This is a genomic window from uncultured Bacteroides sp., assembly GCF_910585845.1.
In the GTDB taxonomy this organism is placed as follows: Bacteria; Bacteroidota; Bacteroidia; order Bacteroidales; family Bacteroidaceae; genus Bacteroides.
Genome location: NZ_CAJUHF010000002.1, coordinates 119628 through 143389, shown reverse-complemented (window position 1 = coordinate 143389; position 23762 = coordinate 119628). Strand labels below are relative to the sequence as shown.

20 protein-coding genes are annotated in these 23762 nt (G+C 50.0%); 16 read left to right on the top strand and 4 right to left on the bottom strand.

The features are described from left to right. Window positions 1–435: 435 nt before the first annotated feature. The gene (locus QZ323_RS01385) at window positions 436–933 is read left to right on the top strand and encodes a hypothetical protein (protein ID WP_294632179.1); all 498 of its coding nucleotides are present in this window, start codon (window positions 436–438) and stop codon (window positions 931–933) included. 18 nt (window positions 934–951) lie between these two features. On the opposite strand, the gene QZ323_RS01380 is transcribed toward QZ323_RS01385, so the two are convergent. Beyond that, complete coding sequence (locus tag QZ323_RS01380; protein WP_294632177.1) at window positions 952–2727, bottom strand: LTA synthase family protein; 1776 nt, start codon at window positions 2725–2727, stop codon at window positions 952–954. A gap of 194 nt (window positions 2728–2921) precedes the next feature. Between QZ323_RS01380 and QZ323_RS01375 the strand changes: the two genes are divergently transcribed. Then, a complete protein-coding gene (locus QZ323_RS01375) occupies window positions 2922–4763 on the top strand; it encodes an ABC transporter ATP-binding protein (RefSeq protein ID WP_294632175.1) in 1842 nt (613 codons plus the stop codon). A gap of 10 nt (window positions 4764–4773) precedes the next feature. Here the strand turns inward: QZ323_RS01375 and QZ323_RS01370 are convergent, their stop codons facing one another. Then, window positions 4774–5409, bottom strand: coding sequence for a ribonuclease H family protein (locus QZ323_RS01370; protein ID WP_294632198.1), 636 nt, complete (start codon window positions 5407–5409; stop codon window positions 4774–4776). Window positions 5410–6108: 699 nt separating this feature from the next. On the opposite strand from QZ323_RS01370, the gene QZ323_RS01365 reads away from it, so the two are divergent. The 6 genes from QZ323_RS01365 to QZ323_RS01340 all read left to right on the top strand — a co-directional run bounded on the left by QZ323_RS01365 (window position 6109) and on the right by QZ323_RS01340 (window position 11147). Then, the gene (locus QZ323_RS01365; RefSeq protein WP_294632173.1) at window positions 6109–6717 is read left to right on the top strand and encodes a nitroreductase family protein; all 609 of its coding nucleotides are present in this window, start codon (window positions 6109–6111) and stop codon (window positions 6715–6717) included. Between the two features lie 56 nt (window positions 6718–6773). Beyond that, window positions 6774–7301: a shikimate kinase gene (locus QZ323_RS01360; RefSeq protein WP_294632172.1), complete on the top strand. Its 528-nt coding sequence runs from the start codon at window positions 6774–6776 to the stop codon at window positions 7299–7301. Window positions 7302–7413: 112 nt separating this feature from the next. Next, window positions 7414–9306, top strand: coding sequence for a biosynthetic arginine decarboxylase (gene speA, locus QZ323_RS01355; protein WP_294632171.1), 1893 nt, complete (start codon window positions 7414–7416; stop codon window positions 9304–9306). A 20-nt stretch (window positions 9307–9326) separates the two neighbouring features. Continuing rightward, window positions 9327–10100, top strand: coding sequence for an acetylglutamate kinase (argB, locus tag QZ323_RS01350; RefSeq protein ID WP_294632170.1), 774 nt, complete (start codon window positions 9327–9329; stop codon window positions 10098–10100). Window positions 10101–10162: 62 nt separating this feature from the next. After that, window positions 10163–10672, top strand: a complete 510-nt coding sequence (locus QZ323_RS01345; RefSeq protein ID WP_294632168.1) for a sigma-70 family RNA polymerase sigma factor — start codon at window positions 10163–10165, stop codon at window positions 10670–10672. Continuing rightward, on the top strand, window positions 10662–11147 hold the full coding sequence (locus QZ323_RS01340) for a hypothetical protein (RefSeq protein WP_294632167.1): 486 nt from the start codon (window positions 10662–10664) through the stop codon (window positions 11145–11147). Before QZ323_RS01345 ends, QZ323_RS01340 begins: the two co-directional genes overlap by 11 nt. A gap of 373 nt (window positions 11148–11520) precedes the next feature. On the opposite strand, the gene QZ323_RS01335 is transcribed toward QZ323_RS01340, so the two are convergent. Further along, window positions 11521–12384, bottom strand: a complete 864-nt coding sequence (locus QZ323_RS01335; protein WP_294632165.1) for a head GIN domain-containing protein — start codon at window positions 12382–12384, stop codon at window positions 11521–11523. Between the two features lie 293 nt (window positions 12385–12677). Here QZ323_RS01335 and QZ323_RS01330 point away from each other — a divergent pair, with 293 nt between their 5' ends. The 5 genes from QZ323_RS01330 (at window position 12678) to QZ323_RS01310 (ending at window position 17413) form a co-directional block, all read left to right on the top strand. Next, window positions 12678–13382 (top strand): SprT family zinc-dependent metalloprotease, encoded by a 705-nt coding sequence (locus tag QZ323_RS01330; RefSeq protein WP_294632197.1) that lies wholly within the window; start codon window positions 12678–12680, stop codon window positions 13380–13382. A 176-nt stretch (window positions 13383–13558) separates the two neighbouring features. Continuing rightward, window positions 13559–14440: a hypothetical protein gene (locus QZ323_RS01325; RefSeq protein ID WP_294632163.1), complete on the top strand. Its 882-nt coding sequence runs from the start codon at window positions 13559–13561 to the stop codon at window positions 14438–14440. A 14-nt stretch (window positions 14441–14454) separates the two neighbouring features. Next, complete coding sequence (locus QZ323_RS01320) at window positions 14455–15720, top strand: DUF6175 family protein (protein ID WP_294632161.1); 1266 nt, start codon at window positions 14455–14457, stop codon at window positions 15718–15720. Between the two features lie 350 nt (window positions 15721–16070). Next, on the top strand, window positions 16071–16460 hold the full coding sequence (locus QZ323_RS01315) for a hypothetical protein (protein WP_294632159.1): 390 nt from the start codon (window positions 16071–16073) through the stop codon (window positions 16458–16460). Between the two features lie 491 nt (window positions 16461–16951). Beyond that, the gene (locus QZ323_RS01310; protein WP_294632158.1) at window positions 16952–17413 is read left to right on the top strand and encodes a hypothetical protein; all 462 of its coding nucleotides are present in this window, start codon (window positions 16952–16954) and stop codon (window positions 17411–17413) included. 330 nt (window positions 17414–17743) lie between these two features. Here the strand turns inward: QZ323_RS01310 and QZ323_RS01305 are convergent, their stop codons facing one another. After that, window positions 17744–18142 carry a hypothetical protein gene (locus QZ323_RS01305; RefSeq protein WP_294632156.1) on the bottom strand — a complete coding sequence of 133 codons (399 nt, stop codon included), beginning with the start codon at window positions 18140–18142 and terminating at the stop codon, window positions 17744–17746. 575 nt (window positions 18143–18717) lie between these two features. On the opposite strand from QZ323_RS01305, the gene rimP reads away from it, so the two are divergent. The 3 genes from rimP to infB all read left to right on the top strand — a co-directional run bounded on the left by rimP (window position 18718) and on the right by infB (window position 23720). Then, complete coding sequence (gene rimP / locus QZ323_RS01300; RefSeq protein WP_294632154.1) at window positions 18718–19185, top strand: ribosome assembly cofactor RimP; 468 nt, start codon at window positions 18718–18720, stop codon at window positions 19183–19185. A gap of 4 nt (window positions 19186–19189) precedes the next feature. Then, window positions 19190–20506 carry a transcription termination factor NusA gene (gene nusA / locus QZ323_RS01295; RefSeq protein WP_294632152.1) on the top strand — a complete coding sequence of 439 codons (1317 nt, stop codon included), beginning with the start codon at window positions 19190–19192 and terminating at the stop codon, window positions 20504–20506. Window positions 20507–20573: 67 nt separating this feature from the next. Then, on the top strand, window positions 20574–23720 hold the full coding sequence (gene infB, locus QZ323_RS01290; protein WP_294632150.1) for a translation initiation factor IF-2: 3147 nt from the start codon (window positions 20574–20576) through the stop codon (window positions 23718–23720). Window positions 23721–23762: the final 42 nt, after the last annotated feature.

The window sequence follows — 23762 nt, the reverse complement described above, 5'->3', positions numbered from 1 at the left end:
TTAGGGCACTGAAAAGTGCCCTTTCAAAGGGGTATGCCCTAAATTGAGTGCTTACACTAATGTGACATCGCGTGATGTAAAGATGAAGTGTAAGAGTCTCCGTGATTCTATATTTTTGGGGGAGTAAAAACTAAGAGAATAGTTTCACTGTAAATCTTTGTAAATGAAAGGATAAAAAGAAAGGTGAAGGATGTGACAGATGAAAGAGGGTATATAAAAACAGAAGGATAATGTTCTGATGAGAGTGATTGAACAGAAATGTCTATAGAGTGTTTTTGCCTGTCTGTAGTATCGATTTTCTAAACTCTTTCTTAGCTATCATAAGGAGAAATGTTAAAAAATAGCTGCGGTGATGTTTATGAAAAGCATTTTCTTTTTGGGTATTCTGCATTATTTTATCTACTTTTATCATAATCAATATATTGTGATAGAGATATGGCCGATAACAACAACCAGATAATCCGCTTCGACTGGGCTATGAAACGCCTGCTCCGCAACAAGGCAAACTTCAGTGTACTCGAAGGTCTGCTGACAACACTGTTGAATGAAAAAATCGTCATCCAAAGCCTTCTTGAAAGCGAAAGCAACCAGGAGGACGAATATGACAAATATAACCGTGTGGACATGCTTGCGGCATGCGAAAGGTTAAAACTGGACAGTATGTCCAAGGATGAGCTTGCGGCATATTATCGCCATTTGGATAGTATTGTGATTCTGCGTACCAATATCTATACGGAACGTGCTGAAGGACGTGCTGAAGGACATGCAGAAGGTCGCGCCGAAGGCCTTGAAGAGGGATTACATAAAGGGCTAATAAAAGGGCGTGAAGAGGAGAAAAGAGAAAATGCCCGTAATCTGAAGGGATTACGGGTAACTTCTGATATTATATCGCAAGCTACAGGCTTGACGAAAGAAGAGATAGACAGGCTTTGATGGAAAGACTGAAAAGACTCAGTGTGAATCCTGCCCGAAATAATTGAAGCGTATGATCTGATCGGAGATATCATACGCTTTTTTTGCGAACTCCAGTTCCTCGGGTGTATATCCGTCTCCTTCTACATTCATTTGCGAACCTACGGCAAAGCCCTTTTTGTTAGGATTGAGGATACTTTCACCGAGGCCGGTCCAATGGTAATCATCAAGTTGGAGGAGATTCAGCAAGGTGGGGTACATGTCTATCTGTCCCATTACTTTCTCGTAACGCATGCCTACGGGCGAGTTGACGATAATGAAAGGGGTGAAAGGTTTGTCGGAGACGATGCCTTTGCCGCCAGGATGCCCGCACAATTCGGTTCGGTAGGATGCCAGGCCTTCGTGGTCGCCAGTGATTACGATCAATGTCTCTTTGTATTGCGGGAGGGTCTTCAGATATTCCACAAATTTACCGATGGCTTTGTCTGTATAGCGGGCGGTGGTCATGTAGTCTCGCATCTTTTCAGGAATCTTTTCGGAGAAGGAGAGTTCGCGCAAATGTTGCGGCAGTACGAACGGGGCATGACCGGAGTAGGTAATGAATAGCATGTGGACATTTTCATCTTTCTTCCAGATTTCCCCGTTGCTTATCTTTTTCTGGCATTGGGCAAAGAATGAACCGTCTCCGGTGCGCTTGTGCGTGCCGAAAGCCTCGGTCAGTTCGAAGTCATGGTAGGCAAGGAGGGTGTCGGTACCAAAACTGTAGGCGATGGGACCTTGATTCCAAGTCGATACTTTGTCTATGGTCAGCAGGTAGTTGCGGGTTTGCCTTTTCTCCTGCATGGCTTTCTGGAGTGAGGGATAGACGTGGTTGGGATATTGACTGCTGTAAGTACCGCTGTTCAGGGGAAGCAGGCCGGTGCAGAGGATTAGTTGGGCGTCGATAGAGCGTCCGCCTTTCACTTGCGTCAGCACGTGCGGGGCATAAAGCGTGGTGGAGTCTTTCAGTAACTTGTTCAGATAGGGGGTGAGTTCTTGACCTTCTACGGTTTGTTCCAGTACCCAGCTTTCTAATGATTCTGCCAGGATGACGATACAGTTGGTTCGCGGAGTGTTGTTGCAACTATCCGGTAAGACTGTTTCGTGGCAAGGCCTCTGTGCCAGCCAGTTTTCGATGGTTGCTTGGGCTTCGGGAGTCAGTAGGGTCTGTTGGTTCAGCAGGTCATAGTATAGGTTGCCGAAGACAGTATATAGGGTAGCTCCGCTTGAACATAGGTATGCGGCTTGGCGTACTTTATCATTGGCGGCTTTGAAACCTCCTTTTAGCAGGGTGGCGATGGAGAATATACCGATGGCGGTTGCCAGTATGCCCAGATAGGGGAGAATGGGTGCCGGACGTTTTGGGTAGGCGACTACTTGGGTGCGCAGATGGATGAGGATGGCGGCAATGGTGGACAACGGGAATAGCAGGTCGTACCAACGGAGCGAATCTATCACACTTCCGGTGAAGTCGGCAAGATTGCCTGACAGGGCATAACTGTTCAGTGGTATGGCAGTATAGTATGTACGGAAGTACATCAGATTGGCTACAAGCAGGGCATCCAGCAGAAACATGATGACTGCTTCTGTCTTCCAGAGTTTGAAGAAGGCGTAGGGAATGAGCAGAAGCAGGGTGGCTATGATTTTGGTGGTATAGAATTCTACGGAAGAGAAAGGTACGAATGTGGTAGGAATGCACCACAATACATCGAACAGGATGAATTTCAGGAAAAGGGTAGTTCCAAATGTCAGTACGGACTTGTTGGGGCTTGTCATGATAAAGTTTTTTTAGTATATTCAGGCGCAAAGATATAATTTATTCTTTGCATTATAATCTAATCGCTGCAAATGAATTACAGGAGAAGTTTATGACGGAGGGATGGATAAAATCTATTAATATTGGACATAGCTTCCCTGTTTTAATGATTTTTCTTGTATATTTGCACTCTTAATAGATTAAATACCAAGCAATGAAGGAATTCCTGCAATTGATGCGGCGTTTTGTGTCGCCATATAAGAAGTATATCGGATGGGCTATCATGCTCAATATCTTATCGGCTGTTTTCAATGTCTTTTCATTTACTTTACTGGTTCCTATTCTGAATATTCTCTTCAAGACAGGGGAAAATTCGGCGGTCTACCACTTTATGGAGTGGGGGAGCGGTAGTCTGAAAGATGTGGTAGTGAACAACTTCTATTATTATGTTACCCAATTGATTGAGGTGCACGGACCGGTTATGACGCTTCTTTTCATGGGACTTTTTCTTGCGTTTATGACGATGTTGAAGACTTCCTGTTACTTCGGATCTTCGGCTGTAATGATTCCTTTGCGTACGGGAGTGGTGCGTGATATACGTATCATGGTTTACTCCAAGGTGATGCACTTGCCCCTTGGGTTCTTCTCGCAAGAGCGTAAGGGAGACATCATTGCTCGTATGAGTGGTGACGTGGGAGAGATTGAGAACTCCATCACCAGTTCACTGGACATGTTGCTGAAAAACCCGATTCTGATTCTGCTCTATTTTTCAACGCTTATCATCACCAGTTGGCAACTGACGCTGTTCACTATCATCGTGTTGCCGGGAATGGGTTGGCTGATGGGCAAGGTGGGCAAGAAGCTCAAACGCCAGTCGTTGGAAGCACAGGGCAAATGGAGTGATACGATGTCGCAACTAGAAGAGACGCTGGGCGGATTGCGCATCATCAAGGCTTTTATTGCCGAAGATAAGATGGTGGACCGTTTCACGAGGTGTAGCAACGAGTTGCGCGATGCCACCAATCGGGTAGCTATCCGTCAGGCTTTGGCTCATCCGGTGAGTGAATTTTTAGGGACACTGCTCATCGTGTTGGTGCTTTGGTTCGGCGGAATGCTGATTTTGGGCGACAAGAATTCCTCTTTGGAGGCGCCTACGTTTATTTTCTATATGGTCATTCTTTATAGCATCATCAATCCGCTGAAGGATTTTGCCAAGGCGGGATATAATATTCCGAAGGGATTGGCTTCGATGGAGCGTGTGGACAAGATACTGAAGGCGGAGAATCCGATTAAGGAACCGACGGACCCGAAACCGTTGGACGGGATGAAACAACGGATTGAGTTCAGGGACGTCTCTTTCAGTTACGATGGAAAGAGGGAAGTGCTGAAGCACATCGACCTGGTTGTTCCGAAGGGACAGACCATTGCGCTGGTCGGGCAGTCGGGTTCAGGAAAGTCGACGCTGGTAGACTTGCTGCCGCGTTATCACGACATACACTTTGGCGAGATACTGATTGACGGGGTGAACATCAAGGATTTCCGCATTCATGATTTGCGCGGACTGATCGGAAATGTGAATCAGGAGGCGATCCTGTTCAACGATACATTCTTCAACAATATCGCTTTCGGTGTGGAGAATGCCACCTTGGAGCAGGTGATAGAGGCGGCGAAGATTGCCAATGCCCACGATTTCATCATGGAGACGGAACATGGCTACGATACAAACATCGGCGACCGTGGCGGCAGACTGTCCGGCGGGCAGCGGCAACGCATCAGTATCGCACGGGCTATCTTGAAGAACCCCCCTATTCTGATTCTTGATGAGGCGACTTCGGCTTTGGACACAGAGTCCGAACGCTTAGTGCAGGAGGCGCTGGAGCGGTTGATGAAGACCCGTACTACGATTGCCATTGCGCACCGACTCTCTACAATCAAGAATGCGGATGAGATTTGTGTGCTCTATGAAGGCGAGATTGTGGAGCGTGGCAAGCATGAGGCGTTGCTGGAGAAGGATGGATACTACAAGCGCCTGAACGACATGCAGTCGCTGGCATAGGCGGGAGGCGTCATTTCCTGCCGAAGTCGGCAGGAACTTCTCCCCATTGTTTGGTTTCCCACTTCATGATTCGAGTGGTATAGGTATTTTCGCGCAGCCACTTTTCGGCGCGGTCTATCAGTTTGAAGAGCTCTTCAGTGCGAGGTTCTCGCGGCAGTTTGGTCTTACATTTCTTTTGCTTGATCCAGCTGATGGCGTTTACGCTATCGCTGTAGATAGGCATGTCGAATCCTTTTTGTTTCAGCAGGGCAAGTCCATGTACGATGGCGAGGAACTCGCCGATGTTATTTGTGCCATACACCGGACCGAAGTGGAACACTTCCTGTCGGCTTGCCACGTGTACACCCCGATACTCCATGGCTCCGGGATTGCCGCTACAGGCTGCATCTACGGCGAGGCTGTTCTCTATGATACCGGCGGGGAGGGGAGCCTCGGCTGTTCTCTTGGGAGCGGAGGCGGTTGCGGATGCCCGTTTGATGTATTCGTACGGTGAGGAGGCAAAGGCTTTCTCGGCTTCGGCAAGCGTTTCAAACGACTTGTATTTCGCACCTTCGTAACCTTTGGTTTGTAACTGGCAGTCGGTCCACGAGGTATAAATGCCCGGATTGACGCCTGCCCATACGACGTAAAATTTCTCTTTTCCCATATCAAGGGGCAAAGGTAATGCAAACGGTGGGTTATGCAAAGGGTTGCGCGGCTTATTTTTCATTCTGACACTTTGCATATTCTGTGTGACGAGAATGCCGTATTTCCGTTTTTCTGTAGGGGAGATGGAAAAGAAGCGAACGGAAAGCGGTCATCTTCCTGACAGATAATCGGATATATAAATCCGTACATCTCTAAAAAATGGGAAATGATACTTTCGTGTATGGAAAACAGAGGGAATATCTTCGTCTTATAGATGAAAAGTATTCGCTTCGTGGAGTGAGCGTGCTCGTTCCACGAAGCCATCACGTTTGGTTCGTGGAATGAATACAGTAGTTCCACGAGTTGAATACATTCGTTTCGTGAATTGAGCACGGCAATCTATTGTTCTTTTGCATAAATATCGGATATTTGTCCGATTTTGTGCATGAATGCTGCATTTATATACTGAAGTTCGGATGCTTGGATTCTATTTTGGGTGTTTTATAAAAAGTACTTGTCAGCAAAAAAGTCGTTCTTATATCGTTTTGTCTAAGATATAACGCTATTCCCTTGCTTATTGATTTCCGATGCTTTGGTTTGAATGCTCTCGACAGCTATCCGCGCTTTCTTCGGGAGATGCTGAACAAATCCAGCGCTTCATCCGTTCATACTTGAGTAAAGAATATATAATCATTAAAAAAAAGAGAAAGGAACCTATATGAGCAAATATCATACTTTCGCTGAAGCGCTGAAACACCGCCGCAGCTACTATTCCATCAATAACGACTCTCCGGTCAAGAACGCAGAAATCGTAGACATTATCCGTATGGCAGTGGAGCATGTGCCCTCGGCATTCAATTCCCAATCCACAAGAGTCGTACTCCTGTTGGGCGAGCATCACCGGAAACTGTGGCAGATTGTGAAAGCCCAGTTGAAGGCACGCCTTCCCGAAGAGCAGTACCGACAGTCGGAACAGAAGATAAACCATTCGTTTGCATGCGGATATGGCACGGTGCTCTTCTTCGAGGAGCGTGCCGTCGTGGAAGAATTGCAGGCAAAGTTCCCCGCTTATTGCGACAACTTCCCCGTCTGGTCGCAGCAGACCTCCGCCATGCACCAGCTTGTCATCTGGACTATGCTCGAAGAGTGCGGTTTGGGTGCTTCCCTGCAACACTACAACCCGCTGATCGACGACGAAGTGCGTCGCACCTGGCGCCTTCCCGACGATTGGGAACTGGTTGCGCAAATGCCTTTCGGCTCCCCCGCAGGCACTCCATCGCCGAAGGAATACGAACCTGTGAGCGACCGCATTAAAATTTTCTTCTGATAGGAAGAGCCTCCCACGGTGGAAATTGCTTACCTTTGCCTGCAAAGTAAGCGCTTATGATACGTATTTTTTTAACCGGCTACATGGGAGCCGGCAAGACAACTTTAGGAAAAGCCTTCGCTCACGAACTGAAGGTGCCCTTCATCGACCTGGACTGGTATATCGAAGAGCGGTATCACAAATCCATACGCGAACTGTTTGCCGAACGGGGAGAGGCTGCTTTCCGTGAACTGGAACGGAACATGCTGCATGAAGTGGCGGAGTTTGAGGATGTCGTCATCTCCACTGGCGGCGGCACTCCCTGTTTCTTCGACAATATAGAGTATATGAATGCACACGGACAGACAGTTTTCCTTGATGTGCATCCCGATGTCCTGTTCCGCCGACTGCGTGTAGCCACCCAGCAACGCCCCATCCTGCAAGGAAAGACGGACGAAGAACTGCGCACGTTCATCTGCGAAGCACTGGCGAAGCGTGCCCCGCACTACGACAAAGCGACCTACCGCTTCGATGGCAGCCGACTGGAAAGCCGGAAGCAAATAGCCGAGTCTGTACAGTGCCTGCGCGACATATTGGGCGTTTAACCGCTTGTAAATGTGTTTTTTGAACCGAAAACGTAGGATTTATCAGGAATTATCGTATTTTTGCCCCCCCTAATTAAATAGAAAAACAATAAAAACATTCGAGTAGCAAGAAATGAGAAAATGGCGTATTGAAGATTCAGAAGAGCTATACAACATAACAGGTTGGGGCACTTCGTACTTTGGTATCAATGACAAAGGTCATGTAGTGGTGACACCTCGCAAGAACGGTGTCGGTGTCGATTTGAAAGAACTGGTGGACGAACTCCAACTGCGCGATGTTGCAGCCCCCATGCTGGTACGCTTTCCCGACATTCTGGATAACCGGATCGAGAAGACATCCTCGTGTTTCAAACAGGCAGCCGAGGAATATGGCTATAAGGCACAGAATTTCATCATCTATCCTATAAAGGTGAACCAGATGCGTCCTGTAGTCGAGGAGATCATCAGCCACGGAAAGAAATTCAATCTTGGACTCGAAGCCGGTTCCAAACCCGAACTCCATGCCGTAATTGCCATCAATTCGGATTCCGACTCGCTGATTATCTGCAACGGATATAAGGACGAAAGCTATATCGAGCTTGCCCTGCTGGCACAGAAGATGGGAAAACGCATCTTCCTTGTAGTAGAAAAAATGAACGAGCTAAAGCTGATAGCCAAGATGGCGAAGCAACTCAACGTAATGCCCAATATAGGTATTCGCATCAAGCTTGCCTCTTCCGGAAGTGGCAAATGGGAAGATTCGGGCGGTGATGCCAGCAAATTCGGGCTTTCATCCAGTGAGTTGCTCGAAGCACTCGACTTTTTGGAGACAAAAGGACTGAAAAGTTGTCTGAAATTGATACATTTCCACATCGGGAGCCAAGTGACCAAGATACGCCGTATCAAGACTGCTCTGCGCGAAGCCTCGCAGTTCTACGTGCAGCTTCACGCGATGGGATTCAAGGTGGAATTCGTGGATATAGGCGGCGGACTGGGAGTCGATTATGACGGCACACGTTCCTCCAGCAGCGAAAGTAGCGTCAACTACTCCATCCAGGAGTATGTGAACGACTCCATCTCCACGCTGGTCGATGCCAGCGACAAGAATGGCATCCCGCATCCCAATATCATCACGGAAAGCGGACGCGCACTTACCGCCCATCACTCCGTACTTATCTTCGAGGTACTGGAGACGGCCACACTGCCCGAATGGGATGATGACGAGGAAGTGACCAAAGAAGACCACGAACTGGTGCAGGAACTTTATTCCATTTGGGACACCCTGAACCAGAACAAGATGCTGGAAGCCTGGCACGACGCGCAACAGATTCGCGAAGAAGCACTCGACCTCTTCAGCCACGGCATCGTTGACCTCAAGACGCGCGCGCAGATCGAACGCCTTTACTGGTCGGTGATGCGCGAAGTGAACCAAATAGCCAGCGGACTGAAGCATGCTCCCGATGAACTCCGCGGACTGCCGAAGTTGCTCGCCGATAAGTACTTCTGCAACTTCTCGCTCTTTCAGTCCTTGCCCGACTCTTGGGCAATCGACCAGATATTTCCCATTATGCCCATCCAGCGGCTTGATGAACGTCCCGACCGCACGGCAACCCTGCAGGATATCACCTGCGACTCGGACGGAAAGATTGCCAACTTCATCTCCACGAAGAACGTTGCGCACTATCTGCCTGTGCATTCCCCGAAGAACAAGGAACCCTATTATGTGGGCGTGTTCCTTGTAGGTGCCTATCAGGAGATACTGGGAGACATGCATAATCTCTTCGGAGATACCAATGCTGTACACGTCTCCGTTAACGAGAAGGGCTACAGCATCGAACAGGTGATAGACGGCGAAACCGTGGCAGAAGTGTTGGACTACGTGCAATATAACCCGAAGAAGCTGGTACGTACCCTGGAAACCTGGGTGACCCAATCCGTGAAGGAGGGGCGTATCTCCTTGGAAGAGGGGAAGGAGTTTCTTTCCAACTATCGTTCGGGACTTTACGGTTACACCTATTTAGAATAAGAGTATTGAAGTAAGAATATATGAGAGAGAAACTGACAGTAATTAAAGTGGGTGGCAAGATTGTAGAAGAGGAAGCCACCCTCCGCAAGTTGTTGGACGACTTTGCCGCCATCGACGGCTATAAAGTATTGGTGCACGGCGGCGGACGTTCGGCAACGAAGCTCGCCGCACAACTGGGCATTGAAAGCCGTATGGTGAACGGACGTCGCATCACAGATGTCGAAACCCTGAAAGTCGTGACGATGGTCTATGGCGGACTGGTGAACAAGAACATCGTAGCCGGTCTGCAGGCATGCGGAATCAATGCGCTGGGGCTTACCGGTGCAGATATGAACGTCATACGTTCTGCCAAGCGTCCGGTGAAAGAAGTAGACTACGGCTTCGTGGGCGATGTGAAGCAAGTGAATGCCGATTTTCTGGGCGATCTGATTCATAAAGGAGTCGTTCCCGTCATGGCTCCGCTGACGCACGACGGTGCCGGAAACCTGCTGAATACGAATGCCGACACCATAGCCGGCGAGACGGCAAAGGCTCTTGCTGCTTTGTTCGACGTCACCCTGGTATTCTGTTTTGAAAAGAAAGGCGTGCTCCGCGACGAAAACGACGACGACAGCGTGATCCCCCAGATTACTCCTGACGACTTTGAACGTTATGTAGCGGAAGGCATAATCCAGGGAGGCATGATACCCAAGCTGGAAAACTCTTTCGAAGCCTTGCATGCAGGAGTGTCCGAAGTCATCATCACCCAGGCATCGGCAATCAATGGAAGCGGAGGAACCCGCATCCGGAAATAATTTCCAAAAAAATAGCAGACTACTGTAACTTTCCGTACACTAAACCGTCATTAATTATAGAGATGCAAGAACTCAGTTTTCGGAATGACATTCTCCCGCTGAAAGACAAACTCTTTCGGTTGGCTCTCCGGATTACTTTCAATCGGACAGAGGCGGAGGACGTCGTGCAGGAAACAATGATCAGGGTCTGGAACAAGCGTGACGAATGGAAACAGTTCGGTTCTATCGAAGCCTACTGTCTGATTGTGGCAAAGAACTTGGCGATAGACCGCCGCGAAAGGAAAGACGCCCAGACCGTGGAGCTGACCCTCGAGGTCGAACGGACTCCCGAAGCATCCGGACCCTATGACCATTTGGTGAACAAGGAGCAAATGGACCTGATCCACCGCCTGGTCAACGAACTTCCCGAAAAACAACGGCTGATCATGCAGCTTCGGGATATCGAGGGGAAAAGTTATAAAGAGATTGCAATCATTCTGCATCTGACGGAGGAACAGGTCAAAGTGAACCTCTTCCGCGCCAGGCAGAAAGTAAAACAACGGTATTTGGATATAGATGGCTATGGACTTTGAATATATAGAACGACTCTTGGAACGCTACTGGCAGTGCGACACTTCCCTCGAAGAGGAAGTGCAGTTGCGCTCTTTCTTCAGCAGAAGCGATGTTCCTGCCCACTTGCTGCGCTACAAGGATTTGTTCGTATACCAGCAACTGCAACAGGATGCGGGATTAGGCGAGGACTTTGATGCCCGCGTGCTTGCAGAAGTGGAACCACCGGTGGTGAAGGCAAAGCGCCTGACGCTCACTACGCGCCTCGTTCCGATGTTCAAAGCCGCAGCGGCAGTGGCATTGGTGCTCTTGTTAGTCAATGTGATGCAGCATTCTTTCTACAGCAAAGTGAAAGAGGTTGCCGTAGCCGATACGATAGGAAAACAGATAACCGCCCCTTCGGTAGCTCTTTCCAGCGACATGGCGGTCACCCACGAACAACAGGTGCTGGCAGACAGCCTTTCGCGGATGGACAAGAAGGGGGAACTGCAACAATAACATTTTCATTTGCTTTAAACATAAATATAGTTAGTGTGCTTTATTAAAACAACAAATTGAGGCTGTGAAGTTTCAATTCTCTCAAATTCTTATAAAAACTAACTAAGATAGATGGGACGCCGCGAGATGCAGCGTCCCTTTTATTTTTTTGTTTAGGTCAGCATGTGTCAAGGTCATATTAAGTACTCCCTCCTGCCCCTGTCAAGCTCATATTAAGTCCGTACCTGAAACGTTTCTGATCCTTTCCGAAGTAGGTACATGTATAAACAAACAAAAGAGATTCTTCTCAGAACCCCTTTTGTCTAATGCATTAATTAATCCTTTTTACAATGATTCAAGTTAATCTTTGCTATAATGATTTTAAGAGAGAATATTAGAGTTTATACAGGCTCTTCTTGGGATAATCCAGTTCCGGATTACCCTTGTAGCCGATTCTGCCACTGCCGCTGGTGCGTGCCTTCAGATATTGGGTGGCGAAGCATTTGATGTCTCCCGAACCGGCTACGCTGGCATTCACCTGTTGAGCCTCATAGTTTTCGGCAAAGAGATCGCCTGAGCCTGCGACACTATAGGAAGCCCTTTGGGTGGTTCCTTTTAAGATTACCGTTCCGGAACCGGCGATGCTTGCTTCTGTATTTGTGGCGGCTACGTCATTCAGTGCCATATCGCCCGAACCGGATACGGACACTTTCAGGTTGTTGCAAGCAATATGGTTTGCTTTGATATCACCAGAGCCGGCAATGGAAACTTTGATGTTGTTACACTTGATGTTGCTGCCTTTGATATCGCCCGATCCGGCTATGCTGATGCCCAGGTCATCGTTGGTCTGAATTCCGTTCTTCAGGTATATGTCGCCCGACCCGGTAATGGAAATACCGTTCAGTGTTTCGGAAGAGACGCGCACTTCAAGTTTCTTGTAAGAAACGTTGACTCCTTTTTTGAAGCCTATGGATAGCGTATTGTCTTTCACCTTGATGTCCAGAAGGTCTACGATGTTGTCCGAGGTATAGACTTCTACTTTGGGGCTTCCTGGTTTTTGGGTGAATATCACATCGGGGCTTCCTGTTACGCTGATTCGTTTGAAGTCATTCACTTTCATGCTTTTGGTTACGTAATTGTTGCTACCTACTACCTTTTTGCTGTTCCAAGAGTTTGAACTGTAGTTCCTGTTTTGTGAACATGCAGTCGTAGTAATGATGATGCAGATACAGGTGATGAGAGTTGTTAACTTTTTCATGACTTTTCTATTTTTATAATTAACCTTTTGTATTGTTCTTGTTTCTATATTAGACGTTAGTTACTTAAAAAAAGTTGCATCCTGTTTTTGCTTTTTTCCTGAAACTTTTCTCAATGCGTCCGTATAGTATGATTCAATATGCGTGCCAAAGTCATAAAGTGTTGATTATTAAGTGCTGATTTCTCTTTGTTAGTGTCCAATACCGGACACATGTTCGTTTTTGATATATGCATTCATTTGCATATTCGGACGATATTTTGTTCATTTGCCTGTCCATTCATCAATAGGGGAGGATTGCATTGGAAAAAGTCATAGAAGATAAAGAGTTGGGGCGCTTGCTGATTCGGGTCAATGCCCGTGCGCGTCGCCTGACGTTTCGTACCAAGGAGGATGCCATTCACGTGACTGTGCCGTCCGGCACGACGCTTGCCGCAGTGAAAAGGGCGATAGAAGAGTTGCGCCCCCGACTGAGGGCGGCACGGCAGAAGCGTGTCCGTCCTTTGATTGATCTGGATTACAGGATGGATACGGAGTTCTTCAAGTTGAGTCTCGTGAGTGGAGAGAGGGAGACTTTTCTCTCCCGTTCGGAGTTGGGGGAGACGCAGATAGTCTGTCCGCCACAAGCCGACTTCTCCGATCCTGCATTGCAGGCATGGCTGCGGAAGGTCATTGAAGAGGCTTTGCGGCGTAATGCGAAGATTATTCTTCCGCCCCGATTGTATATGCTCTCCCAGAAACATGGCTTGCCCTATCAGCGGGTACGTATCAATTCCAGCAACGGCCGGTGGGGCAGTTGTTCATCGTGCGGGAACATCAATCTTTCCTATTATCTTGTTCTGCTTCCGAAGCACCTGATAGACTATGTGCTGCTGCACGAGCTGGCTCACACCCGTGAAATGAACCATGGGGAGCGCTTTTGGGCTCTTCTTGACGAGCTGACCGAGGGAAAATCCCAGCAGTTGCAGGAAGAGTTGAAGCAATATCGCACCGACTTCTGAGACCGGAGATTCGGGAATGGTTTCATTTATCTGCTTTCTTGTCACTGTTTTCCGTGACTGTCTTTTCTTTTTGAGTTAATAAACGTAAACATTGTTGCGGTTAGATAACAATTGTTTATTTTTGAAACTTCAAATTGAATAGTAATCAATAGTTTAAATTATAAAATTACAAATTTATGAGAAAGATCCTGCTTTTAGTAGTCTGTGTGTTATGTTCACTCGCGGGTTATAGCCAGAATTTTGATGAGCCGAAGGGAAAACCGACTGTATTTATCGACTATTTTAAACGCTCCAGCGATTCATCGTTTGCATGGGTAGAGGGGTTGCGTAACACGGTAATCGAAGGCATACAGAAGATGGAGCGTGTCATTCTGATTGATGTGGATGCACAAGACGCCTTGCGCATCGAGGCACAGCGGCGTTCATCCGCCAATATCTCTTCGGGAGACGACAATGAAATGGACCGCTTGGCTGTGATGGAGCAGTTGGGTGCACAGTTTATCATCACCGGGCAGGTTGCATCGATGACGGCTGCCTACAAGTCGAAGGACGGGAAAAGCTACTATGACGGTTCGGTCTCTTATACGCTTAAGGTGATTAATGCAAAGAACGGCACGCTGGTGGGGACGAAGACCTTCCAGCATAGTGGGCTGACCGGGGGCACGGGCGCCAACAAGGAGGAGGCGATTGCCAACACCATCAAGTATGCGGTGCACAGCATGCGCGACTTCGTGGACGAGTACTTCAAGATGGAAGGAACCATCCTCGAGGTGAACAGCGAGAAGAAGGGCAAGGCGGAGGAAGTCTATATCAACCTCGGCACCATGCACGGTGTGAAGGATGCACAGAAATTCACGGTCTACGTCGTGCGCGAAGTGGCAGGACGCGAGGCGAAGCGGGAAATCGGGCGTCTGACCGTAAAGGCGGTTGAGGGTGACGACATCTCCTTGTGCAAGGTGCAGAAGGGTGGCGAAGAGATCATGAAAGCTATCCGCGACGAGCAGCCTATTAAGATTATCTCCCGTGTGCAGACGCTGATGGGGGGAATTTTCAACTAATCGGGAGATAGAATATGACGAAGCATTATTTCATGTTTCTTTTAGGAGTATTCCTGTCCGCGATGCTGTTCGGACAGCGATACTCCGGCGACGTGGTTTTTCTGCAACAGAAGGGAAACACATTGTCGGTGCGTGCCGTGGGCATCAGCGAGAAGAAGAAGGAGACGGAGGTCATGGCATTGAAGTCGGCCTTCCATACCTTATTCTATACAGGAGTGGAGGGCGTGAACAGAGGCAACCCGCTGGTGTCGGCGGCGAAGCCCAACTACGACCGCCGCTTCTTCGACGAAGGGCGCTACTCGGTCTTCGTGCGCGACTATTCCGTGACGGAAGCCCCCGTGAAGCAAGGCAAGCAATACCGCTGCACGGTGGAGATGACCATCCTCTTCGATGCCCTGCAGAAGGACCTGAACCGGAACAAGGTGCAGACCAACCTCGGCATGGCAGTCGGGGCGCCCGGCAGCCAGGTGAGCCTGCCCACGGTGACCGTGCTACCCTACGCACGTGAGAACGAAGACGTGCGTGCCATACTGGACCACAACCAGATGCTGAGCTATGCCGTAAGCAAGATGACCAGCGAGTTCAGCTCGCGCGGATACAAGACGAAGGACTTCCTCGCCCAGCTGAAACGCGCGAAGCGGAACGACGTGCTGACGGCAGGCACGCAGTCGGACGCCGTGACGAAGATGATACAGAACATGGGTGCCGACATCATCGTCACCGCCAAGGTCATCGCCACCACCGACGTGCGGCGCCAAAGCGAAGTGTCGCTGGAACTGACGGCCACCGAGTTTCAGACCGCGGGCAACCTCGCGAGTGCCACGTACCAAAGCGGCAAGTTCGTCACCACGGATACCATCCGGCTGACGGACTACGCGCTCAAGAAGGTGAAGGATGAGTTCTTCACCAAGCTCCAGGCATCCTTCAACGACATCGTGAAGAACGGGCGCGAGATGGCCATACAGATGGTTCTGGCAAAGTCCGTTACGGACTGGGACTTCGACCAGCCGCTGCCCGACGGGAGCGCCGGCTTCAAGCCCATGCTGGAAGAGTGGTTGCAGGTGCACGCCCTGAACGGAGTCTATGACATGAGCCGCAGCAACGACAAGGTGATCGACCTCTCTGTCCAGATACCCATCTGGGACGAAGGGCAGGGGCGTGCCTATACGATATCACGCTTCAGTGCCGAACTGAAGAGCCTCCTCGACGAGAAGTTAGGGGGAGAATACGTCGCCTCCGTCGTCACGATGGGGCAGGGATTGACGATAACCATCAAATAATCGGACAGCATATGAAGAAGAGTATGATTCTGTGTGCCCTCCTGCTTGTCGTCCCCCTGTGGGCGGCGGCACAAGAGGCCATCCACTTTGTGGCAGGAACGCCCGCACAGCCGGGTCTGAGCCAGAAGACGATAGACGCGTTGAGGCTGAAAACAGAGCAAATCCTCGCCCGCAACAATGCCGGGGCGGCTCCGGCGCACGGTGCCTTTGTCGTCCAGCCGGAGCTTCGGCTCGGAGAGGCGAAGAAGACGGAAGGGCTGCTGCGCGAGGTGACGCTGGTCGGCGGAGAGTTCTCGCTGACGGCACGCAACCGCTACGACGGCAGCATCTACGGTACGGCAGTGATCGAGGTGCAGGGCGACGCAGCAGGAAGCCGCGAGGAGGCACTCTCCTCGCTCATCTCCAGCATCAAGGTGACAGACCCCGCCTTTGTCCGCTTCATCCGCACGACGCGTAAGCGCATCGCGGAGCACTATGAGCAGAACTGTCCCGCCATCCTGAAGCAGGCACAGGCACTGATGGCGGCGGGCAAGGGGGAGGAGGCATCGGATTATCTCTCGGCAGTTCCCGCCACGGCGCCTTGCTATGACGAGGTGATCGCCCTGCTCGAGAGACTCAATAAGAACAAGCCGCAAGAGGCACCCCGCCTTCCGGACACCACCCCGACGACTCCCGCGTCCGAAGCACAACCCGCACCCGCAGAGCCTGTGGAGGCACGTTCATTCAGAAAAGTAAAGTAGAACCATTTATGAAGACAATAAGAATAGCCTTGACACTGGCTCTGCTGTCCATAGCAGGGACAGCCTCCTTGTTTGCGCAGGCATACAAGGTGATTGACAGGAGCGACAAGAAAGCCCCTGCATGGTACGAATCGGCCGAGACGGGCTACATCGTGGCCTCTGCCGAGGCGCCGACGATGGAAGAAGCCCGCCGGCAGTGCATGGAGAGCGTGAAACGGCAAATCATCCAGGCAGTCGCGCAGAACATCGAGTTCTCCGACTCGCACGTCGTGAAGCAGACCACAGGCTCGGGCGACCGCGTCACGGAGTTCACCGACCAGTACCTCGCCGAAGGCTCCACGCGCGCCGCCTCCCTGCCCTTCATCAAGGGCATCTCGTTCTCCAAGGTCGCCGGCTCCTACTGGGAGAAGCGCAGCGAGAAGAAATCCGGCCGTACGACGTACGCCTATGCCATCCGCTACCCCTTTCCGGCGAGCGAACACCGTGCGCTGGTGAGCCAGTTCGAAGAGCAGGACCGCGCGATGGAAGACCTCGTCAGGGGCATGGAGGAACACATCGCGGAGATCTCCTCCGTAGAAGAGATAGACCGCTGCATCACCCGCCTGCGCCCTGCCGTGGAGTACTTCTTCGACAAGACCCGCCGCGAATGGGCGGAAAGCGTGGTCGCGAACTACCGGAAACTCTCCACTTTCGTCACCGCCGACGGACGGGCGGACGGACGGGACGCATACGTGGTCTCCCTCTACCTGAAAGGGAAGAAAATCACGACCGCCTCCCTGCCGAAACTCGCCTCCAACTGCGCTTCGCAACTGAAGGCCGTGACCCGCGGAGAGGATATCCTGATTACCTACAACAGCGAAGACTGTCTGGAGGATGAAGAGAACTCCGTGGAACTGACGTTCCGACTGCCGGGCAAGTCGCTCAGACACCGCTTCTTCTTCCAAGGGAGATAATCGGTCGCACAACGCGCCGTCGGGAAGTCGGGGAGGGGCACGCTGCTCCGTTTTCCGCTCTTTCCCGAAAAACGGTTCACGGAAACCGGTTAAATTAGCTTAATATTTTCCTCGGATTTTCTCCCAATTTTCGCCCTTTTTCGGCCGCTCTGCCTCCAGTGTGCCTCCAGTACACCTCCAGTCCTAAGGATTGGCGTCGGACTGGAGGTACACTGGATGTGTAATTTTAACACACTGGCCTCGTAGCGTTACGAGAAGTTAATCGGCCGTTTCCCGCCTCCGTTATAGTTGCATTGTTGGCTACGTGGCTCCACAAGTCCGTGCCCGCCGTCACCTCCTCGCCAACTGCTTCACCTCCCCGTTCTCCTTCTCGAACCGGTACGTTCCGCCCCTCTCGCCCAGCTCGAACAGCGACAACTCCTCCGTCGCATTGTCCACAATCAGCAGCGCACTCTGCTCGGCGAAGCGCCTGACGTCGATACTGAAAGGCTCCTCGGCGATTCTTTGGTTGACAAGCACGCTGTCGTTGATCAGCAGAGAAAGCGAATCCCCCACGAACCCCCTGGTCAGCGTAATCGTATACATCTCGATGAAGTTGCGTTCCGCATCCTTCTGCCTTTGCAGGCGCAGGCTCATGTAGACAAAGATCACCACGACGAAAATCACAGCAAAAGCCAGTATGCCATTGCCTATCATAAACTGCTTGTTAGTGTTCAGACGATGTGCCATAATAAATCGAATTTAGAAGTCCGTGCAAATGTAACGATTAAAATTAAACCCATCGACAAACATCCCGACAAATCAGAAACCCTCCTCCGAAATCATTACCCCGACAGGCCACCCCTAAAAAACGAAAGACAAATTACTCCATAAACAGAAAACACCCCGCCTCCTTAGCCCAATCCACAAACCCCTCGGCACGCTTTTACCCCTCCCGAATATCAAAAAAACGTGTGAAACGTCTTCAAAAACTTCTATCCACCCCCTCCCGAACCCCTTTTCAACTCCTTCTGAGTCTCTTCCGAACCCTTTCCCGGTCCCTTCCGCCCCCTTTCCCCGTCCCTTCCCGCTTTTTCCCCCTGTTTCTATTCATCGCCTAACCCGCTATCCTCCCCATAAAAACAGAAAAACATCCCCGGAAAGAACTCTCAAAATAAGGCGAACAAAATTTAAACAGACACTAAATGATTCTTTTTTCCTCTAATATTTTGTAGTCGAACAGATTATTCTTATATTTGCAACCGCAATGGATGAAAGGTGGAGGGGCAATCAAGCTCCTTTTTTTGTTCTTATATAGTTAATCAATGATAGAAAAAAAAATTGTTTGCCAAATCGTTGACGAATGGCTGGCAGGAAAAGAGTACTTCCTGGTAGAAGTAACAGTCAGCCCCGACGACAAGATCGTGGTGGAAATCGACCACAAAGAAGGCGTTTGGATCGAAGATTGTGTGGAACTGAGCCGATATATCGAGTCCAGACTGAACCGCGAAGAAGAAGACTATGAACTGGAAGTGGGATCTGCCGGCATCGGACAGCCGTTCAAAGTGCTGCAACAATACCGCAACCACATCGGCGAAGAAGTGGAAGTCCTTAAAAAAAACGGACGCAAACTGTGCGGTGTACTCAAAGACGCCGACGAGCAACACTTCACCCTCACCACCCAGAAAAAAGTGAAACCCGAAGGAGCCAAACGCCCCCGGATGGAACAAGAGGACGAAACCTTTGCATACGATGAAATAAAATATACTAAATACTTAATCAGTTTTAAATAGAACTATGGCCAAAAAAGTAGAAACTGTCAGCTTGATAGATACATTTTCGGAATTTAAGGAACTGAAAAATATCGATAGGACCACCATGGTGAGCGTGCTCGAAGAGTCGTTCCGTAGCGTGATAGCAAAGATGTTCGGTACCGATGAAAACTACGACGTAATCGTGAATCCCGATAAAGGAGACTTCGAAATATGGCGCAACCGCGAAGTAGTGGCAGATGAAGACCTCGAAAACCCAAACATGCAGATCGCCCTCTCGGAAGCCCAAAAAATAGACGCATCATACGAAGTAGGCGAAGAAGTGACCGACGAAGTCATCTTTGCCAACTTCGGACGCCGCGCCATCCTGAACCTGCGCCAGACACTGGCCTCAAAGATTCTGGAACTGGAGAAAGACAGTCTCTATAACAAATATATTGATAAAGTAGGCACCATCATCAACGCCGAAGTCTACCAGATCTGGAAGAAAGAAATGCTCCTGCTCGACGACGAAGGAAACGAACTGCTCCTGCCCAAAGGAGAACAAATCCCGAGCGACTTCTACCGCAAAGGCGAAACCGCCCGCGCCGTAGTAGCCCGCGTCGACAACAAGAACAACAACCCGAAAATCATCCTTTCGCGCACCTCGCCCCTCTTCCTCCAGCGCCTCTTCGAAATGGAAGTCCCCGAAATCAACGACGGACTGATCACCATCAAGAAGATAGCCCGCATCCCCGGCGAACGCGCCAAGATAGCCGTCGAATCCTACGACGACCGCATCGACCCCGTAGGAGCCTGCGTCGGCGTCAAAGGAAGCCGCATCCACGGCATCGTCCGCGAATTGCGCAACGAAAATATCGACGTAATCAACTATACGAACAACACACAATTGTTCATACAGCGTGCCCTCAGCCCCGCAAGGATTTCATCCATCCGCCTGAACGAAGAAGAACGCAAGGCCGAAGTCTACCTTCGTCCCGAAGAAGTCTCGCTCGCCATCGGTAAGGGAGGTCTGAACATCAAGCTCGCCAGCATGCTGACCGAGTACACCATCGACGTCTTCCGCGAACTCGACCAGACCGTAGAAGACGAAGACATCTACCTCGACGAGTTTAGAGATGAAATCGACGGATGGGTAATCGACGCCATCAAAGCAATAGGCATCGATACCGCCAAATCCGTACTGAACGCCCCCCGCGAGATGCTCATCGAGCGGACCGACCTGGAAGAAGAAACGGTGGACGAGGTATTACGCATTTTAAGAATGGAGTTCGATGAAGGCGAACCCGACCACGGACCGGAGCCCGAAGTTGAGCCTGAAGCAGAACCCGAAACAGAATAAAATGCCGGACGGCACTGTTTCTGTTTGCACCAACTTCTTTCTCCACATTATTCATTAAATTTTTAGTATGACGATAAGGTTAAATAAAGTAACAAGAGATTTGAATGTAGGAATTTCAACGGTAGTTGAGTTCCTACAGAAGAAAGGATTTGCCGTTGAGGCAAACCCCAATACAAAAATTTCAGAAGAGCAATACGCCTTGCTCGTGAAAGAGTTCAGTACAGATAAGAACCTCAGACTTGAATCGGAACGTTTCATTCAAGAACGGCAGAACAAAGACCGCAACAAAGCTTCTGTATCTATCGACGGATATGAAGCGGAAACTACGGAGAAAGCAAAAGTAGAGGAAATCAAAACCGTGATCCCCGAAGATGTACGCCCGAAATTCAAACCTGTAGGAAAAATCGACCTCGACAGACTGAACAACCGCAAACCGGTAGTGGAGAAAGTAGAAGAAAAGAAAGCAGAACAGTCGGAGCCGATGCCTAAAGAAGCATCTCAGCCCCAGCCGGAAAGCAAACCGGAGCCGCAGCTCCAACCCAAAGCGGAACAGCACTCCCAACCCGAAACCCAAAAAGAACCGCAACCCGAAGTGAAGAAAGAATCCGTGACGGAGCTGCAAGCCAACTCGCAACCGGAACTGCAACCGAAGCAGGTTGCACAGCCGGAAACGCAGAACGAAACGGCATCCGCAGTCTCCCAAAAGGTCGCACGGGAAGAACAACCGAAAAAGGCTACAGAAGAACAACCGGAAAAAGCTCCGGAAGCACACCATAAAGAAGAAATGAAAAAAGAAACACCAGCTCCTGTGGCGTCTGCCAAGGAAGAAACAAAGCCGGTTGTGACTAAAGAAACACCTGCTAAGAACGACGAAGAGGAAATCTTCACCATACATAAACCGGAGTTTGTTTCCAAAATCAACATCATCGGTCAGATTGATTTGGCTACACTGAACCAATCCACGCGCCCCAAAAAGAAAAGTAAGGAAGAAAGAAAAAAGGAGCGCGAGGAAAAGGAGAAGATGCGCCAGGATCAGAAGAAGCAGATGAAAGAAGCCATCATCAAGGAGATCCGTCGCGAAGATGGCAAAATGAAAGATGGCAAGGGAAAGGATACCGACGCCAATGGCAACAAGAAGAAACGTCTACGTATCAATAAGGAGAGAGTAGATATAAATAATGTTTCCAACTTCCAGCGTGGCGGGGAAAACCGTAACGGCGGCAAACCGCAGGGCGGCGCCAACAATCATCAGGGTGGTGGCAAGAGCGGCCGTAACAAAGATCGTTTCAAGAAGCCCGTCATCAAGCAGGAGGTCAAGGAAGAAGACGTAGCCAAGCAAGTAAAAGAGACTTTGGCACGGCTCACGTCCAAGGGTAAGAGCAAGACCGCAAAATACCGCAAGGACAAACGCGAAATGGTTTCCAACCGTATGCAGGAGATGGAAGATCGCGAAATGGCGGAAAGCAAAGTGCTGAAACTCACTGAATTTGTTACGGCAAACGAGCTGGCAAACATGATGGACATATCCGTTACGCAGGTCATCGCTACCTGTATGAGCATCGGTATCATGGTTTCCATCAACCAGCGTCTGGATGCTGAAACCATCAACCTGGTGGCAGAAGAGTTCGGCTACAAGACCGAGTACGTCAGCGCGGAAGTGGCGCAAGCCATCGTTGAAGAAGCAGATGCCGAAGAAGACCTCGAACCGCGCGCCCCGATTGTGACCGTCATGGGACACGTCGACCACGGTAAGACTTCTTTGCTCGATTATATCCGTAAGGCGAACGTCATTGCCGGCGAGGCGGGAGGTATCACCCAGCACATCGGTGCCTACAACGTGAAGTTGGAAGACGGACGCCGGATCACCTTCCTCGATACTCCGGGTCACGAAGCCTTCACCGCCATGCGTGCGCGTGGTGCCAAAGTGACGGACGTGGTCATCATCATCGTCGCTGCCGACGACAACGTCATGCCGCAGACCAAAGAGGCTATCAACCATGCCATGGCAGCAGGTGTACCCATTGTGTTTGCGATCAACAAGATTGATAAACCGACAGCCAACCCCGACAAGATAAAAGAAGAACTGGCCGCCATGAACTTCCTCGTCGAAGAGTGGGGTGGAAAATACCAGTCGCAAGATATCTCAGCCAAGAAAGGATTGGGTGTGAACGACCTTCTGGAGAAAGTGTTGCTGGAAGCCGAAATGCTTGAACTGAAAGCCAACCCGAACCGTAGAGCCACGGGTTCCATCATCGAGTCATCACTGGATAAGGGACGTGGTTACGTAGCTACCATGTTGGTATCCAACGGTACGCTGCACGTAGGTGACATCGTGCTGGCAGGTACGGCATACGGTAAAGTGAAGGCCATGTTCAACGAACGTAACCAACGCATGAAGGAGGCAGGTCCTTCCGAGCCGGTACTTATTCTTGGTCTGAACGGCGCGCCTGCCGCAGGCGACACGTTCCACGTGCTCGAAACCGAACAGGAGGCACGCGAGATTGCCAATAAGCGCGAACAGTTGCAGCGTGAACAAGGCTTGCGTACTCAGAAGATGTTGACTTTGGACGAAGTCGGTCGTCGTCTGGCTTTAGGAGACTTCCACGAACTGAACGTCATTGTCAAGGGCGACGTGGACGGTTCTGTCGAGGCTTTGAGCGATTCACTGATCAAGCTGTCTACCGAACAGATACAGGTGAACGTGATACACAAGGGCGTTGGAGCCATCTCCGAATCCGATGTATCACTGGCTGCTGCTTCCGATGCCATTATCATTGGCTTCCAAGTACGTCCGTCGAATGCTGCGGCAAGACTGGCAGAAAACGAAGGTGTGGATATACGCAAGTATTCAGTCATCTACGATGCTATCGAAGAGGTGAAAGCCGCTATGGAAGGTATGTTGGCACCGCAATTGAAGGAACAGGTGACAGCAACCATAGAAGTACGCGAAGTATTCAACATCTCTAAGGTAGGTCTTGTTGCCGGTGCGGTAGTGAAGACCGGAAAGGTAAAACGTAGCGACAAGGCACGTCTTATCCGCGACGGTATTGTGATCTTCACCGGTGCGATTAACGCCTTGAAACGTTTCAAAGACGATGTGAAAGAAGTTGGTACTAATTTCGAGTGTGGTATCAGCCTGACCAACTGCAATGATATCAAGGTAGGCGATATCATCGAGTCTTACGAAGAAATAGAAGTAAAACAAACTCTGTAATAGTAGTTGAGAGTTGAGAATCGGGAGTTGAGAGTTATTTGC